This window comes from Nocardia speluncae NBRC 108251 (assembly GCF_001613245.1).
Taxonomy (GTDB): domain Bacteria; phylum Actinomycetota; class Actinomycetes; order Mycobacteriales; family Mycobacteriaceae; genus Nocardia; species Nocardia speluncae.
The window spans coordinates 376,939-392,495 of the sequence record NZ_BDBZ01000002.1; the positions used below are offsets into that span (position 1 = coordinate 376,939).

17 protein-coding genes are annotated in these 15,557 nt (G+C 67.1%); 7 read left to right on the forward strand and 10 right to left on the reverse strand.

Features of this window, described 5'->3' with window-relative positions; genetic code table 11:
• Positions 1-50 precede the first annotated feature (50 nt).
• The gene (locus NS6_RS04480) at positions 51-710 is read right to left on the reverse strand and encodes a response regulator (protein ID WP_068037940.1); all 660 of its coding nucleotides are present in this window, start codon (positions 708-710) and stop codon (positions 51-53) included.
• Positions 711-737: 27 nt separating this feature from the next.
• Positions 738-1,907 (reverse strand): sensor histidine kinase, encoded by a 1,170-nt coding sequence (locus tag NS6_RS04485; protein ID WP_068036696.1) that lies wholly within the window; start codon positions 1,905-1,907, stop codon positions 738-740.
• Between the two features lie 198 nt (positions 1,908-2,105).
• Between NS6_RS04485 and NS6_RS04490 the strand changes: the two genes are divergently transcribed.
• Complete coding sequence (locus NS6_RS04490) at positions 2,106-2,873, forward strand: TSUP family transporter (protein ID WP_068037943.1); 768 nt, start codon at positions 2,106-2,108, stop codon at positions 2,871-2,873.
• A gap of 32 nt (positions 2,874-2,905) precedes the next feature.
• Here NS6_RS04490 and NS6_RS04495 read toward each other — a convergent pair whose 3' ends face one another.
• Positions 2,906-3,772 carry an SDR family NAD(P)-dependent oxidoreductase gene (locus tag NS6_RS04495; protein ID WP_068036699.1) on the reverse strand — a complete coding sequence of 289 codons (867 nt, stop codon included), beginning with the start codon at positions 3,770-3,772 and terminating at the stop codon, positions 2,906-2,908.
• A gap of 107 nt (positions 3,773-3,879) precedes the next feature.
• Between NS6_RS04495 and NS6_RS04500 the strand changes: the two genes are divergently transcribed.
• The 3 genes from NS6_RS04500 to NS6_RS04510 all read left to right on the forward strand — a co-directional run bounded on the left by NS6_RS04500 (position 3,880) and on the right by NS6_RS04510 (position 7,665).
• Positions 3,880-4,476: a TetR/AcrR family transcriptional regulator gene (locus tag NS6_RS04500; RefSeq protein ID WP_068036702.1), complete on the forward strand. Its 597-nt coding sequence runs from the start codon at positions 3,880-3,882 to the stop codon at positions 4,474-4,476.
• Between the two features lie 241 nt (positions 4,477-4,717).
• On the forward strand, positions 4,718-6,268 hold the full coding sequence (locus NS6_RS04505) for a TldD/PmbA family protein (RefSeq protein ID WP_068036708.1): 1,551 nt from the start codon (positions 4,718-4,720) through the stop codon (positions 6,266-6,268).
• A complete protein-coding gene (locus NS6_RS04510) occupies positions 6,265-7,665 on the forward strand; it encodes a metallopeptidase TldD-related protein (protein ID WP_068036710.1) in 1,401 nt (466 codons plus the stop codon). Before NS6_RS04505 ends, NS6_RS04510 begins: the two co-directional genes overlap by 4 nt.
• A gap of 20 nt (positions 7,666-7,685) precedes the next feature.
• On the opposite strand, the gene map is transcribed toward NS6_RS04510, so the two are convergent.
• Positions 7,686-8,450 (reverse strand): type I methionyl aminopeptidase, encoded by a 765-nt coding sequence (map, locus tag NS6_RS04515; RefSeq protein WP_068037946.1) that lies wholly within the window; start codon positions 8,448-8,450, stop codon positions 7,686-7,688.
• Positions 8,451-8,525: 75 nt separating this feature from the next.
• On the opposite strand from map, the gene NS6_RS04520 reads away from it, so the two are divergent.
• Positions 8,526-8,789 (forward strand): helix-turn-helix transcriptional regulator, encoded by a 264-nt coding sequence (locus NS6_RS04520; RefSeq protein ID WP_068036717.1) that lies wholly within the window; start codon positions 8,526-8,528, stop codon positions 8,787-8,789.
• Positions 8,790-8,905: 116 nt separating this feature from the next.
• Here the strand turns inward: NS6_RS04520 and NS6_RS04525 are convergent, their stop codons facing one another.
• A complete protein-coding gene (locus NS6_RS04525; RefSeq protein WP_068036719.1) occupies positions 8,906-9,841 on the reverse strand; it encodes a GlxA family transcriptional regulator in 936 nt (311 codons plus the stop codon).
• Positions 9,842-9,912: 71 nt separating this feature from the next.
• Here NS6_RS04525 and NS6_RS04530 point away from each other — a divergent pair, with 71 nt between their 5' ends.
• Positions 9,913-10,248, forward strand: coding sequence for a cupin domain-containing protein (locus NS6_RS04530; RefSeq protein WP_068037949.1), 336 nt, complete (start codon positions 9,913-9,915; stop codon positions 10,246-10,248).
• A 126-nt stretch (positions 10,249-10,374) separates the two neighbouring features.
• Here the strand turns inward: NS6_RS04530 and NS6_RS04535 are convergent, their stop codons facing one another.
• Positions 10,375-11,202: a mycofactocin-coupled SDR family oxidoreductase gene (locus NS6_RS04535; protein WP_068036721.1), complete on the reverse strand. Its 828-nt coding sequence runs from the start codon at positions 11,200-11,202 to the stop codon at positions 10,375-10,377.
• A gap of 231 nt (positions 11,203-11,433) precedes the next feature.
• Between NS6_RS04535 and NS6_RS04540 the strand changes: the two genes are divergently transcribed.
• Positions 11,434-12,672 carry a cytochrome P450 family protein gene (locus NS6_RS04540; RefSeq protein WP_068036723.1) on the forward strand — a complete coding sequence of 413 codons (1,239 nt, stop codon included), beginning with the start codon at positions 11,434-11,436 and terminating at the stop codon, positions 12,670-12,672.
• Positions 12,673-12,678: 6 nt separating this feature from the next.
• On the opposite strand, the gene NS6_RS04545 is transcribed toward NS6_RS04540, so the two are convergent.
• The 4 genes from NS6_RS04545 to NS6_RS04560 all read right to left on the reverse strand — a co-directional run bounded on the left by NS6_RS04545 (position 12,679) and on the right by NS6_RS04560 (position 15,541).
• A complete protein-coding gene (locus NS6_RS04545) occupies positions 12,679-13,476 on the reverse strand; it encodes a polysaccharide deacetylase family protein (protein WP_068037952.1) in 798 nt (265 codons plus the stop codon).
• A gap of 194 nt (positions 13,477-13,670) precedes the next feature.
• Entirely contained in the window at positions 13,671-14,096 is a 426-nt protein-coding gene (locus tag NS6_RS35620) for a hypothetical protein (RefSeq protein ID WP_068036730.1), read from the reverse strand.
• On the reverse strand, positions 14,093-14,365 hold the full coding sequence (locus tag NS6_RS04555) for a ribbon-helix-helix domain-containing protein (RefSeq protein WP_068037955.1): 273 nt from the start codon (positions 14,363-14,365) through the stop codon (positions 14,093-14,095). The genes NS6_RS35620 and NS6_RS04555 overlap by 4 nt, the downstream gene beginning before the upstream one ends.
• Positions 14,366-14,587: 222 nt before the next feature.
• Positions 14,588-15,541: a 3-carboxyethylcatechol 2,3-dioxygenase gene (locus tag NS6_RS04560; RefSeq protein ID WP_068036732.1), complete on the reverse strand. Its 954-nt coding sequence runs from the start codon at positions 15,539-15,541 to the stop codon at positions 14,588-14,590.
• Positions 15,542-15,557: the final 16 nt, after the last annotated feature.

The window sequence follows — 15,557 nt, forward strand, 5'->3', positions numbered from 1 at the left end:
GTCGGACTACCCGTACAACGCACGAGATGTCCGTTTTGCTCCCGGCGCCCTCAACCGCCGGGCCGGACCAACCCGGTTTCGTAGGCCAGCACCACCGCCTGGACACGGTCGCGCAGGTCCAGTTTGGTCAGCACCCGGCCGACATGGGTTTTGACCGTCGCCTCGGACAGGAACAACCGGCCCGCGATTTCCGCGTTCGACCGGCCCGCAGCGATTTCTTCCAGCACTTCCCGTTCCCGCGCGGTGAGGACATCCAGGACCGAAGGATCGCGGGACGGCGCGGGCTGTTCCGCGATCAGGCGGTCGAGCAGGCGTTTGGTGACCTTCGGCGAAACCACCGCATCCCCGGCCGCGACGCTGCGGATGGCGGAGACCAGGTCCTCGGGCGGGGTGTCCTTGAGCAGGAACCCGCTGGCCCCGGCGCGCAGCGCGCCCAATGCGTGCTCGTCGAGGTCGAACGTCGTCATCACCAGCACCCGGGTGCCCTGTCCGGCCTCGAGGATCCGGCCGGTGGCGGTGACGCCGTCGACCACCGGCATCCGGACGTCCATCAGCACGATATCCGGTTTCAGTTCAGCGGCTCGGCTGATGGCGGTGGCCCCGTTCTCGGCCTCGCCGACCACTTCGAGATCGGGATGCGCGCCGAGCACCATCTTCAGGCCGACACGCATCAGTTCCTGGTCGTCCACGACGAGCACGGTGATCGGCACGGACACCAATGTAGTGGGGGCAGCCGGTTATTCCGTATCCGGTGCGGCCAGCGGGATCCGGGCATGCACTCGCCACACCCCCTCCGCGGTACGGCCGGCTTCCAGACTGCCGCCGAGCACCGCCATCCGTTCCCGCATTCCGGCCAATCCGAGACCGCTGCCCTGGATCCGTGCCTCGGGGTGCACCGGCACCCCACCGGAGTCGGTGACCTCGACGTCGACATCGCCGGTATGCCGGTGGACCCGGACCCATGCCTTCGGATGGGCTCCGGCATGCCGGAGGGTGTTGGTCAGCGCTTCCTGCACGATGCGGTGCACGCCCAGCCCGACCTCGGGGGCGAGATCGTCCAGTTCACCCGAGAGCTCCAGCTCGACGGCCAGACCGGCGTCGCGCATGAGTTGCGCCACTTTCGCCAGACCGGCTGTGCCGTGCTGAGGCACCTGATCGGGTGCGTGTTCGGTGCGTAACAGTGCAACAGTGCGGCGCAGCTCACGCAACGCCTCCCGCCCGGTGCCCGCAATGGTCACCAGAGCCTGTTCGGTGGTGTCGGGGGCGGTGCGCAACGCATAGCGGGCGCCGTCGGCTTGGACGATCATCACGCTCACCGCATGCGCCACCACATCGTGCAGCTCGCGGGCGATGCGGGTGCGCTCGGCCGACACCGCGTCGTGCGCACGGCGCTCCCGTTCGGACTCGGCGACGGCATGCCGGGCCGCCACCTCGGCGTCGTAAGCGCGCCGGGCGCCTGCGAACTCGGCCAGCACCCAGCAGAAGGCGAAGTAGATACCCACGAAGGCCAGATCGCTGAGTTTGAATCCGGTCACCACCGCCATCCCGTAAGCGGTATCGGCGACCAGGGCCAGCGCGTACCAGAATCCTTCGCGGCGACCCACATACGCCACCAGCGTGTACAGCATGATCCCGTGTCCGAGCAGCGCCGCGTGCACCGTAGGATCACCGACGATATAGCCGATGGTGCTGGTGCAGAACGACAGCACCATGAAGGTCACCGCCATCGCCCGCGGATAGACCCGCCGCAAGGCGATCGGCAACGGGACCAGCACGGAGAACACCAGGAACGCGGCCGGGTTCGTGCTGTCGCGGGCGATCACCAGATCGAGGATCAGCAGTAACAGTGCGAGTGTCGAATCGGCGACGACAGGTTTGTCTCGAAGCCACAGGCTGAACCGGCGCACCCGACCAGCCTAGAGCCGAGACGCCGGCCGGCTGCCGCAGCCGTGTCCACACCCCCCCCGGGCACGGATTACCGCCACCGAGCTGCCGAGCTGGTGCCGGGCCCCTCCCCGTAGGCCCGGCTGTATATCCTCGCTTGTCGTGCGCTCATCATCTCCGCTGGTCATTCTCCCTTTTGCCACCAACAGCCCGTACGCATGATGGATGTGACCGACTGGGTGGTGCTGCTGTCCGCGGCGACAGCCGCCGGCTGGGTCGACGCAGTGGTGGGTGGCGGGGGCTTGATCGTGCTGCCGACGTTGCTGCTGGTGGTGCCCGGTATCGCGCCGCAGACTGCACTGGGGACCAATAAACTCGCCGCGGTGGCGGGTACCGCGACCGCGGCGGTCACCTTCGCCCGCAAGGTTCCGCTGCAGTGGCGGCTGCTGGTTCCGGCCGCGGTGCTGGCGGCGATCACCGCGGCGGCGGGCGCGGCAGCGGTCTCGTTGATCGATCGCGACCTGTTCATCCCGATCGTGCTGGTGGTGCTGGTGGGGGTGGTGGTTTTCGTCACGGCCCGGCCGTCGATCGGTATCACCCTGGCGACCCACCCGCCGTCGCGCCGCAAAGCGATACTGGTGATCGCACTGGCCGCCGGACTGATCGGCGCCTACGACGGCCTGCTCGGCCCGGGGACGGGAACCTTCCTCATCATCACGTTCGCGACCCTGCTGGGTACCGAATTCGTGCGCGCCGCCGCGATGGCGAAGGTGATCAACTGCGGGTCGAATATCGGTGCGCTGATTTTCTTCGGATTCACCGGCCATGTGTTGTGGGCGCTGGGTGCGGCCATGGCCGTCGCCAATATTGCGGGGGCAGTGATGGGGTCGAGAATGGCGCTGGCCCGGGGGGCGGAATTCGTTCGTATGGTGCTGCTCGTGGTCGTGGTGGTGATGGTGATCCGGCTGGGTTGGCAGCAGTTCGGCTGAGCCCTGCATTCCCGGCCGGTCACCCGATCCGATCACACAGCGGGACGGACCGGCCGGGCCGGAGTCTCCTGATGAGCGTGTTTCCCTGCTGCCTCGGCGACCGCCGCCGTCACCCGCTTCGCAATTCGGGCCACCAGGGTGCGTGGCCGTCGCGGCATCAGGTGCGCGGCCGCGAAGTTCTGGCGGCCGGGAACGATATAGCCCTTGTTACGCGCCAGAGCCCGCAACGACGCTTGCACGACTTCGGCCGCCGTGCCCATCGAGCCGGTTACGGCAGCATCGCGGGTGCCCACGACCTCGAAGAATCCGGTTTCGGTGGGACCTGGGCACACCGCGAGCACCTTGATACCGCGATCGCGGTATTCGCTCCACAGCGCCAGACTGAAATTGAGCACAAAAGCTTTACCCGCGGCATAGGTCGCGAAGTACGGGGCGGGTTGTAACGCCGCAGTGGACGCGATGTTGATCACTTCCCCGCGCCCACGCGCCACCATAGCCGGGACCAGCCGGTGGGTAAGACCCTCCAGCGCAACAACATTGACCATCAGCTGGCCGTGGTCTGTTTCGGCGGCAATATCTTCGTACCGGCCCGCGCTGCCGAAGCCGGCATTGTTGACGAGCACGTCGACCGAAAGACCTCGCGCGGCAAGCTCGGTCACGACCCGTTCGGCGGCCCCTGGTTCGGCCAGATCCTGAACGACCACCTCGACTTCGACACCATGCCTGCCGCGCAATTCGGCGGCCAGCGATTCCAGACGAGCTGCCGAGCGTGCGACGAGGACGAGATCGTGCCCCCGGACAGCGAGTGCGGCGGCGAACTCGGCCCCGATTCCCGACGAGGCGCCGGTGACGAGAGCGGTTCCGGTCGGCCGCTCGATATCGGACTCTTTCGATTTCATGCACTTCACAGTAACAGTTCATCCACGATCTGCAACACAAATGTTGCAGATACCATCTGACTTGCTTCCGCTATGTAGACTATTTGCAATTCCGCTGAGAGGAGCCCATGCACCCGCCCCCTGCTGCGCGACCACTGCGCGCCGACGCCGAACGCACCGTGCGCGCCATCCTCGACGCCGCCGAACGCGTCCTCGGCCAGAATCCGAACGCGACGCTGGAGCAGATCGCCGAGGCAGCAGGAGTCGCGCGAACCACCGTGCACCGCCGATTCGCCAGCCGCGAGGACCTCATCCGGGTCATGGCGATCGAGGCGTGGCGACGGATGGACGCGGCCGTCGACGCCGCGCGCCCGCACACCGCACCGCCACTGGTGGCGCTGCACCAGGCCACTGCCAACGTCATCGCGATCAAACACGGTGCCGCGTACGCCCTTGACCGCGTGGGCCCTGCAGAGGGCGAGGTAGCCGAAATACGGGCCGCCGTGTTCGGCAAATGCGACGCCGCTTTCCGCCGGGCCCGAGCCGAGGGAGTCCTCCCGGCCGAAGCGAACCTGGAATGGGTCCGGCGCGTCTACCTGGCACTCATCACCGAAACGGTCCACGGCGACACCGGGCCCGAAACCTCGGCCGATCCGGACACTCTCGCCCGCCGGGTAATCGATACCTTGCTGCACGGGGTAGCCGGTCCGTCCCGGGAACACTGACCGCGGTCGAGCCCACCGATCGAGCTCCCCGACATCGCCCCCCGAAAGTGGGCCCGGTAGCCGCGGGTACGAGGTGCGGGGCCGGGCCGGCATCACACGACCGGCCGGGGAGCCCTCCGGGCCGTGCAGCGGCGCGAGCCCGCCCGGGATCGCAATTTCTCCCGGCGCGGTCGTGATACCGACGTTCCATCGAGCAGACACCGGGAATGCTCCCCGGTTGGGTAAGTTGGGCGGAGTGAACATGGCGACGTCCACCGAACCCGGCGGGCAATCTTGCGGGCACGATATCGATCCCGAATTCGCGGGCCTGCCGTTGCAGAGTCTGGCCGATGCGGCACTGTCCGCGGCCCGCGCGGCAGGTGCGGAACACGCCGATCTGCGGGTGCACCGACTGTGTACGCAGTCGATCAGATTGCGGGACGGCCGGGTGGAGGCGCTGACGGATACCGTGGAACTGGGGTTCGCGGTACGAGTAATCGTGGACGGCACCTGGGGTTTCTCCTCGCACGCGGTGTTGAATCCGGAAACCGCCGCCCAGGTCGCTCGTTCCGCAGTGGCCGTTGCGACGAGTCTGCGGGCGCTGAACCGGGAGCGGGTCGCGTTGGCGGACGAACCCCGCTATGGCAACGCGCAGTGGGTCTCGGCGTACGAGATCGACCCCTTCACCATCCCCGCTACCGACAAAGTAGCCCTGCTACAGGATTATTCGGGGCGTTTGTCGGCCGCCGACGGGGTCGATCACGTCACGGCGACCCTGCTGCAAGTCAAGGAACAGACCTACTACGCCGACACCGCGGGCTCGGCGATCATCCAGCAGCGGGTGCGCCTGGAGCCCGGATTGGAAGCGGTCACGGTCGATACCGCGTCCGGCGCGTTCGAGACCATGCGGACGCTGGCGCCGCCGGTCGGACGGGGCTGGGAATACGTCACCGGCGCGGACGGTGTGTGGGATTGGAATACGGAGCTGGGCCGGATCCCGGAATGGCTGGCCGAGAAGGTGAAGGCCCCGAGCGTGGTTCCGGGACCGACCGACCTGGTGATCGACCCCACCAATCTGTGGCTCACCATCCACGAATCCATCGGTCACGCCACCGAATACGACCGCGCCATCGGTTACGAATCCGCCTACGCCGGCACCTCGTTCGCTACCCCCGACCTACTCGGCACACTGCAATACGGGACGCCGATCATGCACGTCACCGCCGACCGGATGCAGCGGCACGGTCTGGCGTCCGTCGGCTACGACGACGAGGGGGTGGCCGGTCAGCGCTGGGATCTGGTCCGCGACGGCGTGCTGGTGGGCTATCAGCTCGATCGCGCGTTCGCGCCCCGCCTGGGTTTGGAGCGGTCCAATGGCTGCTCCTATGCCGATTCCCCGCATCATGTGCCTATCCAGCGGATGGCGAATGTGTCCTTGCAGCCGGACCCGGAGCGCGACACCAGCACTCGAGAACTGATCTCACGGGTCGCCGACGGTATCTACATAGTGGGTGATAAGAGCTGGTCGATCGATATGCAGCGCTACAACTTCCAGTTCACCGGCCAGCGGTTCTTCCGGATCCGCAACGGCGAACTGGACGGGCAGCTTCGCGATGTGGCCTACCAGGCCACCACCACGGATTTCTGGGGTTCGATGGAGGCGGTCGGCGGCCCCTCGACCTGGCAGCTGGGCGGCGCGTTCAACTGCGGTAAAGCGCAACCGGGACAGGTGGCGGCTGTCAGTCACGGCTGCCCCTCGGTCCTGGTGCGCGGTGTGAATGTGCTCAACACGCGGACGGAGGCAGGGCAATGACGGTACTGACCGGCGCAGGGGTTCTGCCCGCGAACGCGGTGGTCGAGCGGGCACTCGGGTTGTCCCGGGCCGACGAGGCAATGGTGATCGTCACCGACGAAGCCGAGGCGTCGTTGCGCTGGGCCGGTAATTCCATGACCACCAACGGTACTTCGGTGGCGCGGCGCTGGTCGGTGATCTCGGTGCTGCGCGACGGGCCGCGGTCGGCGCGGGTCGGCAGTGTGGCCTCCACCAGCGTGGATCCCGCCGATATCGAGGCCGTGGTGCGGGCCAGCGAAGACGCCGCCGCGGCCGCCGAACCTGCCCGTGACGCGATGCCGCTGCTCAACGCGCAGGGTACGGCGCCGGATTGGGAGCAATCCGGCGGCGGCACCGGTATCGAGGTGTTCTCCGGCCTGGCGGCCGATCTGTCCACCGGATTCGACGGCGCTGATCGACTCTACGGTTTCGCGCACCACCAGGTGCACACCACCTGGCTCGGCACCTCCACCGGTGTCCGCCGCCGCTACACCCAGCCCACCGGGTCGGTGGAGATCAACGGTAAACGCGGCGCAGGTGCGCGACCGGCCAGCGCCTGGGTGGGCGCCGGAACCACCGATTTCCGCGATGTGGACACCCCCGGCCTGCTCACCGAGCTGTCCCGGCGACTCGACTGGTCGGCGCGGCGGGTGGAACTGCCGGCCGGTCGCTACGAAACCCTGCTGCCGCCGTCGGCCGTCGCCGATCTGCTGATCTGTATGTACTGGTCGATGGAGGGCCGCGGCGCGCACGAGGGCCATACGGCGTTCGCCGCTCCGGGCGGTACGCGAATCGGGGAGAAACTCACCGATATCCCGCTGACTCTCGCCTCCGACCCCGCCGCGCCCGGCCTCGAATGTCTCCCGTTCGTAGCCACCCAGGCGTCCTCGGAAACGGTTTCGGTCTTCGACAACGGTATGGCCGCGCAGCGGGCCGACTGGTTGCGCGACGGCGCGATCGCCGATCTCGTGTATCCGCGCGCGACTGCCGCCGACTACGGCACCTCCCCCACCGTCCCGGTACAGAATCTGGTGCTCACGGGCGGTTCAGCGGCGAGCCTCGACGAGATGATCGCCCGCACCGAACGCGGCCTGCTACTCACCACGCTCTGGTATATCCGCGAGGTCGACCCCACCACCCTGTTGCTCACGGGGCTCACCCGCGACGGGGTGTACCTGGTAGAGAACGGGGAAGTGACCGCAGCGGTGAACAACTTCCGCTTCAACGAGAGTCCCCTGGGTCTGCTACGCCGGGCCACCGAGGCCGGCGCGACCGAACAGACACTTCCTCGCGAATGGAAGGACTGGTTCACCCGAACGGCCATGCCGCCGCTGCGGATCCCGGACTTCCACATGTCCTCGGTGAGCCAGGCCACCTGATTTCGCCTGTCGCGTTCGGCTCAGGCAGTGGTGAGCACCCGCGGCCCGTCCGGGGTGATCGCGATGGTGTGTTCGGAATGCGCGGTGCGTGAGCCGTCCGCCGAGCGGATGGTCCAGCCGTCGGGGTCGGTGACGATCCGGTCGGTGGTTTTCGCGAACCACGGTTCGATCGCGATGGTCAGCCCGGGTTTCAACCGGAAGCCGCGGCCCGCCCGGCCGTGGTTGGCGATGTGCGGGTCTTCGTGCATGGTGCGGCCGAGTCCGTGACCGCCGAACTCGGTGTTCACGGGGTAGCCGTGGGAGCGCGCGACGGCGGAGATCGCCGCCGAGATATCGCCGATCCGGTTCCCGGGCTGCGCCGCTTCGATCGCGGCCGCGAGGGCCTCCTCGGTGGCTCCCACCAGGCGCTGGTCCTCCGGGACGGGTGTGCCGACGATGACGGTGGTGGCGGCGTCGGCTACCCAGCCGTCGATACCGACCGCCAGGTCCATGGTCAGCACATCGCCGTCGCGCAGCGCGTAGTCGAATGGCAGCCCGTGCAGGACGGCGTCATTGACCGACAGACAAACCGTATTGCGGAACGGCCCACGCCCGAACGACGGCGCGTAATCCCAGTAGCACGATTGCGCACCCCGTTCCCGGATTCTTTCCCGGACAATTTTTTCCAGCTCGAGCAGGTTCATCCCCACCGTGGCCTTTTCTCGCAGTTCGGCCAGGGCCTGCGCGACGAATACGCCGGTCACCCGCATCCGCTCGATCTCCTCGGGCGTTTTCAGTTCCACCATCACAACCTCCATCAGTTACCGGTATTTCAATACCAACTCTTGCGGTACTTTAATACCACTTCTAAGCTGAGGTCCATGGTCCGCCTCCCCCTGACCCCCGCCCAGATCGAAGCCGGTCGCCGCCTCGGCCTCCGGATCCGGGCCGCCCGCGCCGACCGCGACCTCGGCGAGGTCGCCCGCGCTGCCGGCATCTCCCCGGAAACCTTGCGCAAAATCGAAACCGGCCGCCTGCCCTCCCCCAGCTTCGGCACGGTGGTCTCGCTGAGCCGGGCACTACAACTCCCGCTCGACGAGCTCGCCGAGATCTGGACCATCGACAAACTCGCCGAATCGGCCTGACCGATTCCGGATATCGATCCCCACCACAGGCCGGGCATAGGCGAGAAAACCCGGGCCCGCCGCCGACTGGGTAGGGGTGGCCGAACCACATCGCCACGCCGGTACACGGGAAGGCTTCAGCCGACCCGGAATGCCCGCCGGTAGGCGCCGGGAGTGGTGCCGACGTGGGCACGGAAGCGGCGGCGCAGATTGACGGCCGAGGCGAGCCCGACGCGGACAGCTATCACCTCAACCGGGAGATCGGTTTCCTCGAGCAGTCTGCGAGCCTCGACGACCCGGCGCGCCAGCAGCCATGCACCCGGGCTGGTACCCAGCCGGTCGGCGAAGCGCCGGGCCAGGGTTCGCTGCGAAACACTGAGATATGACGCCATATCACCTACCGACAGCGGTGACCCCAGCCGTGCAGCAACCCATTCGAGGAGGCCGTCGAGCGCATCCCCGGGCTGTTGTGGTGGTGCGTACTGCGCCTGGCCGCCCTCTCGATGCGGTGGCATCACCATATGCCGCGCGAGGAGCGCCGCGTGCGCGGCGCCGTGGTCCTTCCGGACGAGGTGCAGACACAGGTCGATACCCGCACCTGCCCCCGCACTGGTGGCGATATCGCCATGGTCTACGTAGAGCACATCCGGCTCCACCCGTACCAGCGGGAACTCACGTGCGAGCTGCGCGGTGCGAGCCCAGTGGGTGGTGGCCGACCGGCCGTCCAGCAGCCCCGTCCGGGCCAGCGCGAACACTCCGGAGCAGATCGTCACCAGCCGTGCACCCCGATCGTGTGCCCGCACCAGTGCACGTCGCACCGGCGCGGACAGCGGCGCCTCCACCGGGGACCACCCGGGGATGAGCACGGTATCGGCACGGGTGAGCGCTCCCAGGCCCCGGTCCACCGATATCGCATATCCGGCCGTTGTCGGCACCTGACCGGGGAGTTCCGTGCAGACCTCGAATTCGTAGTACTGCGGCACCCCTTCCCGGAAGGTGCCGAAAACCTCCACGGCGCAGCCGAGTTCGAAAGTCGACTGCACCGGCCGCACCAAGGCCACCACACGATGCATGGCAGAAAAGTACCCGATGGTGTCACTCCGGACACTTTCCGCGCTCCGCCGAGCGCGGCACTGTGGACCCCATGCACTCCGAGATCCTCACCCAGCCCGGCTACACGTCATCTGCCGTCACCGAAGCCCCGGCGCGTGAACTGTTCCCCGGAATCCGGCAACGCCCGCTGTGGCGCGGGCCATCCGGCGCCCACGCCCAGGTGCTGGAGATGGACCCGGGCACGTCGTGGCCGCACCGCGATATCCACGAACCCGGCCCCGAAGAGGTCTACGTGGTCGCGGGCACGTTCAACGACGGCGCCCGTGATTACCCGGCGGGCACTTTCCTGCACGCACCCGCCGGGTCGTGGCACGTACCGGCCACCACCACCGGCTGCACACTGTTCGTTTTCTACCCCGAGGGTTAGCCCGGAACCGCACCCCGGCGCGGGACACCTTTCGGCACGGACGGCATCGAGGCATCGCAGGGACCGATCGGCTCGATGAAAACTATCGCGACCGCATCCGGTGCCGCAGGCCGAGGTGAAGCCCGCTTACAGCGACCCGCCCGCGTCGACCATCTGGGTGGTTCCGGTGACATAGCGGGCAGCGTCGGAGACCAGGTGCAGCACCGTATCGGTGATGTCCTGCGGTTCGGCCGCCGCGACCGGGAGGCGGTTGAGGGTGCGGGCCGCCTCCTCGAAATCGGCGCGGGCCGGGTTCTCCAGATCCGGCCGGAAGAGCCGGTAGGTCGCGTCGTTGAGGATCATCGGGGTGGCGACCGTGGACGGGTGCACCGTGTTCACCCGAATACTGTGCGGGGCCACCTCTTTGGCCAGCACCTTCATCAACATCACCAGGCCGGCTTTGGAGGCCGAATAGTGCGCGGTGTTCTCGTTGGCGTGGACCGCTGCCAGCGAACTGGTGATCACGACCGAACCGCCGCGGCCGCCGTCGATCACGTGCGGGACCGCGGCCTTCAGTGTTTTCCAGACCCCGGTGAGGTTGATATCGATCATGTCCTGCCAGATCTCTTCGCTCATTTCGAGCGTCGGGGCAGGACTGGAGATACCTGCGTTGGCGACCACGATATCGAGGCGCCCGAAGGTGTTCACCCCCTCGGAAACCGCGGCCGCGAGGGCGGTGTAATCGCGGACATCGACATCGCGGGCGACGATCCGACGGCCGGTGGCCTCGACCAAGCGGGCCGTCTCGGCCAGATCGTCGGCGTCGGCGAGTGGATAGGGAACAGTGTCGACTTTCGCAGTGGTATCCACGGCGATGATATCGGCGCCCTCCTGCGCCAAACCCACTGCATGACTGCGGCCTTGACCGCGTCCTGCGCCGGTGATGAATGCGACCTTGCCGTCCAGTTTGCCCATGAACTACTCCCGATCCGCAGTGGGTGGTCCGCCGCCCGGCGCACCAGCGAGAATATGGCACAAACTGCCAAAGGTCGACCGCCGAATCGACCAGGGGAACGTTGGTCCGGACCGATGACCGGACATGTCCTATGATCTCGGTAACCCGCAGCGCCGCGGTAAGGCCCGATCCCACCAGGACCGACGACTCGTTTCCTATGCCGTTGTCCGCAGACCTGCCTGGAGCAAGCCATGACCACCCCGCCGGACGCCGGGCGTGCGCACAACACACCTGGACGAGGCGTCGAAATGCGCTTCCCGCTGTACACCGCCGAGTTCGCCGCCCACCCGCACCGCGCCTACCGCGAAATGCGCGAACACTACGGATCGCTGGTACCGGTGGAGCTGGCCCCCGGAGTCCCCGCGACCCTGGTCATCGGATATCGCAGCGCATTGCGGATTCTCAACGATCCCGAGCGTTTCCCCTCCGACCCCCGCGTCTGGGAGAAAACGATCCCCGCAGACTGCCCCATACTACCGGTCCTCCAGTGGCGGCCGAACGCCCCGCGTAGCGCCGGCGCCGCGCACAGCCGGTATCGCCGAGCGGCCACCGCGGCCCTCGACGGAGTCGACCTGCACGCCTCGCGCCGCACCGTGGAACAGTTCGCGGTCCCGCTGATCAACAAATTCTGTTCGGCCGGTTCGGCCGATCTGGTTCGTGAGTATGCGTTCCCACTCACCTTCGAGGTCATCAACGCGATGCTCGGCTGCCCGCCGGAGATCAGTGAGCGCGCCGCCGCCGCGACCGCCGCCATCTTCGACGGTATCGATGCCGACGCGGGCAACCGGATGTTCGGCGAGGCAGTTGCCGACCTCGTGGCGTTCAAACGCGCGATGCCGGGTGACGACATCACCACCCGCCTACTGAACGACTCCGCCCGGTTCGACGAAGAGGAGATGGTGCATCAGGTGCTGGCACTCTACGGCGTCGGTATGGGGCCTATGCAGAGTCTGATCATCAACGCGTTGAGTCTCATGCTGACCGATGACCGTTTCGCCGACGAAATGCTCGGCGGCGCCGTGTCGACCCGTGACGCCCTCGACGATGTGCTGTTCGACGATCCGCCGCTCCCCAACGCCAGCGTCACCTATCCCCGCCAGCCGGTCCTGGTCGGCGATACCTGGCTGCCCGCGCATCAGCCTGTAGTGATCAGCCTCGCCGGCTGCAACAACGACCCGGAGATCCGCGCCGGCAACCACACCGGAAACCGCGCACACCTGGCCTGGGGCGCCGGCCCGCACACCTGCCCAGCCCAGCACACGGCGTACGTGGTCGCCCAGGAGGCCATCGATCAGCTACTCGATGCCCTGCCCGAACTCGAACTGGCGATCGCCACCGGCGAACTGACCTGGCGCCCCGGCCCGCTGCACCGCACCCTTTCCGCCCTGCCCGTGACCTTCCCGCCCGCACCGCCACTGCACATTCCCTGAGTTCTCTCAGGCGACGGTGAGCACATCGTCGAGCGTCACCAGGGACAGATTACGTTCGCGGATAATGTCCACCAACTGCCCGTAGCAGCGGGTGACCGGCGCGAAATTGGCGTGCCCGATCACGATTGCCTGCGGATTGAAGTACTTACGCGCGCAATCGACCAAGTATTGCTCGGTGATCAGCCCGGAATCCGACAGCGACCCGTACCACATCACCGGCACGGTATAGCCCAGATCGGCGGCGATCCGGTCCACGGTCGCATTGTGCCGCCCGAAAGGCGGCCGATAGTAGGGCATCCCATCGACACCGAATGTGTTGCGCAGGAACAATTTACATCGAGACAGTTCGTCGGCCACCGCCGATCCGGACAGGGCGGTCAGATCGGCGTGATCCCAGGTGTGGTTGGCCAGCTGGATCTGTCCCGATTCCACCAGCGGACGCAGTTGGTCGCGATGCGCCGTCCACGACGGGTAGTAGGCCGTAACGAAAAAGGTGAACCGCGCCCCGGTGTCTTTCGCGAACTCGATGTACGCACCGACGACCTCCGCGCTCGCACCGTCGTCCACGGTGAGCGCCATACAACTCCCCGGTCCCGGCAGCGCCGTAATGGTGGCGGGCGCAATGGCCGTCTTCGGACCACCGGGCGGAGGCGCAAGCAAAGCCGGGCGAACCGGCGCCTGCCCAGCCGCTTGCGGCGCATTCGGGATATCCGCGGCCGCGGGTTCACCCTGCGCCGCACTGCATCCGGTCAGCGCCATCGCCGTCCCCGCAGCCAGCATCGACAACATCGAACGCCTGTCCATCGCCACCCCGATCACATCGCATCGCGCTACCGAGAAAAGCTACTGACGTGGTGATATGCGTTCGGCACTCTACCGGCGCAGGCAATGAATCCCGCGAATCGCCACGCAGGGAGGCCGTCTGTGCGCGGCCTCTACCGTCGACGACTCGTCGAGCACCATCGCAGGCTCGCAATCGGCAACAGTAGAGCCGCTCGCTACAGGCCGCGAACCAGGATCGTCGACGGCAACAACCGCTGCATATCGTCGGCATCCGAGGTGAACACGGTGACCAGGCCGTGTTGCCGCCTGGCGACCACCGCCAGGACGGCGTCCATCGCGTATTCGTGCCCGTGCAACCCGGCCTCACCGAGTAACCGCTGAGCTTCACGAGCTTCCGGTTTCCCGATATCCGCGATACGCATCCGGGAGATCACCCAGTTCCATCGCGCGGGAGCTATCGCCCCGTCGTATGCCTCGATCAATGTCATCGGCGAGGTGATGACGTCCACCCGACCCTGCCGCGCATTTGCCAGTCGCGCGAGCATGGCACGGTCGCCGCGCACAGCCATGGACAAGGCTTCACAGTCCAGCACGAAGGTCTGCAGAACAGTCCGCGACAGGCCGCGCCGAGCAGCGCTCAAGCGACTTGCCCGCGTTCGGAACCGGTGCGCCGACGCATATGTTCGGCGTACAACTCGTCCAGCTCGGCTTCACTCGCGGCCGCTTCCTCCGCAGTGACGGGACCGTGCTCCTGTTCCAGCCGATCGACGAGTTCGCCGAGCAGATCCCGGTCCCGCTGAGCGCGTACCGCCTCGGCGATATAGGCGGACAGCCCACGGGCGTCGATATCGGCGCGGACCTCCTCGAGCAGATCCTCCGGCAGGGTTACCGTGATCTTCTTCGTCGCCATACTCAACACCATACTTAATCCTGAACGGCTCGACAACAAGCCCGGCCCCGGCTGAGAGGTGCACCGTCGCGACAGCCCCACGCCCACACGCACCACCGACGGTGCCCACCACCCACCACCGACGAAAAGGCCACCCCACCGTCGACGGTGAGGTGGCCTGGTCACAACCGCCTCAGCGGCGCAACTACCGCCTGCGGCGGGCCGCATATTCGTTCCGACGAGCTACGAACGTGCCGGTGACAGGGTCGCGGCGGTGACCGCGAACCCGGCGATATATTCCTTGATGGGCCGGTAGAACCGGTAGTCCACGGTGTATTCGCCGCAGGCCCGCAGGGCTGAGTAGGCGGCGACCCAGGTCCTGATCTCGTGCGAGGAATGGCCTGCCACCGCATCCATCTCGCCGGCGTCGTAGGCGTCGAAGCCTTCGACATCGCCAGAGCAGCACAGGTCGAGGAAGGCCCGGTCCCATTCGGGGTTCAGATCCTGGATATCGGCCCGGCCGGCCGCGAATTCCTGTGCGGTCCGGATGGTGTTGGCCTCCCGGGCAGCCCGCGCCTCGGGGGTAGGGTTGCGGCCGGCGGTGAGCAGGCGGCGTTGAGCGTCGGTGGCGGTCGCGATCTGCGGTACGGGCGGGTCGTGGGATAGACCTCCGGAGCCGATGAACAGCACCTTCTTGTCGGTGGCGCGGAAGTATTCGCCGACCGCCGCGCCGAACCGGCGGACCCGCGACATCTTCACGAACGGGCGGGCAACGGAATTCACGAAGACCGGCACCACCGGTTTGGCCGCTACATCGCCCTGATAGAGAATTTCCATCGGCTGGACCGCGCCGTGGTCCACCACCATCTGCCGTGAGATCGCCACATCGAGATCGCGCTCGTGGACGAATTCGGCCAGTTCCTCCGCGATACCCGCCGGGACGGTGAGCTCACCGGCGAAGGAACCGTAGTCGCCGGCGCCGCGGGCGGTGAAACCGATGCAGAACGGCGGCATGAGGTCGTAGAAGAACCCGTTGTAGTGGTCCGGTCCGAAGTTGACGACGATATCGGGGTCGAAATCGGCGACGAAGGCACGGGCGTGGGCGAAGGCCGCTTCCACCGCCGCTTCGGTTTCGGCGGGCGGATGGGTGTGGTGCAGCAGCGGACTGTGGGACATACAGACGAGCGCCTGCGGCATGACGGTATTCCTTTCC

Excerpts from the sequence above, each read along its gene's own strand:
- NS6_RS04535 (WP_068036721.1), bottom strand. The coding sequence starts at position 11,202 with ATGGGCAAACTGGACGGCAAGGTCGCATTCATCACCGGCGCAGGACGC.
- NS6_RS04510 (WP_068036710.1), top strand. The coding sequence starts at position 6,265 with ATGACGGTACTGACCGGCGCAGGGGTTCTGCCCGCGAACGCGGTGGTC.
- NS6_RS04555 (WP_068037955.1), bottom strand. The coding sequence starts at position 14,365 with ATGGCGACGAAGAAGATCACGGTAACCCTGCCGGAGGATCTGCTCGAG.
- NS6_RS04500 (WP_068036702.1), top strand. The coding sequence starts at position 3,880 with ATGCACCCGCCCCCTGCTGCGCGACCACTGCGCGCCGACGCCGAACGC.
- NS6_RS04505 (WP_068036708.1), top strand. The coding sequence starts at position 4,718 with ATGGCGACGTCCACCGAACCCGGCGGGCAATCTTGCGGGCACGATATC.
- NS6_RS04525 (WP_068036719.1), bottom strand. The coding sequence starts at position 9,841 with ATGCATCGTGTGGTGGCCTTGGTGCGGCCGGTGCAGTCGACTTTCGAA.
- NS6_RS04490 (WP_068037943.1), top strand. The coding sequence starts at position 2,106 with ATGGATGTGACCGACTGGGTGGTGCTGCTGTCCGCGGCGACAGCCGCC.
- map (WP_068037946.1), bottom strand. The coding sequence starts at position 8,450 with ATGGTGGAACTGAAAACGCCCGAGGAGATCGAGCGGATGCGGGTGACC.
- NS6_RS04495 (WP_068036699.1), bottom strand. The coding sequence starts at position 3,772 with ATGAAATCGAAAGAGTCCGATATCGAGCGGCCGACCGGAACCGCTCTC.
- NS6_RS04540 (WP_068036723.1), top strand. The coding sequence starts at position 11,434 with ATGACCACCCCGCCGGACGCCGGGCGTGCGCACAACACACCTGGACGA.
- NS6_RS04545 (WP_068037952.1), bottom strand. The coding sequence starts at position 13,476 with ATGGACAGGCGTTCGATGTTGTCGATGCTGGCTGCGGGGACGGCGATG.
- NS6_RS04560 (WP_068036732.1), bottom strand. The coding sequence starts at position 15,541 with ATGCCGCAGGCGCTCGTCTGTATGTCCCACAGTCCGCTGCTGCACCAC.
- NS6_RS04520 (WP_068036717.1), top strand. The coding sequence starts at position 8,526 with ATGGTCCGCCTCCCCCTGACCCCCGCCCAGATCGAAGCCGGTCGCCGC.
- NS6_RS04530 (WP_068037949.1), top strand. The coding sequence starts at position 9,913 with ATGCACTCCGAGATCCTCACCCAGCCCGGCTACACGTCATCTGCCGTC.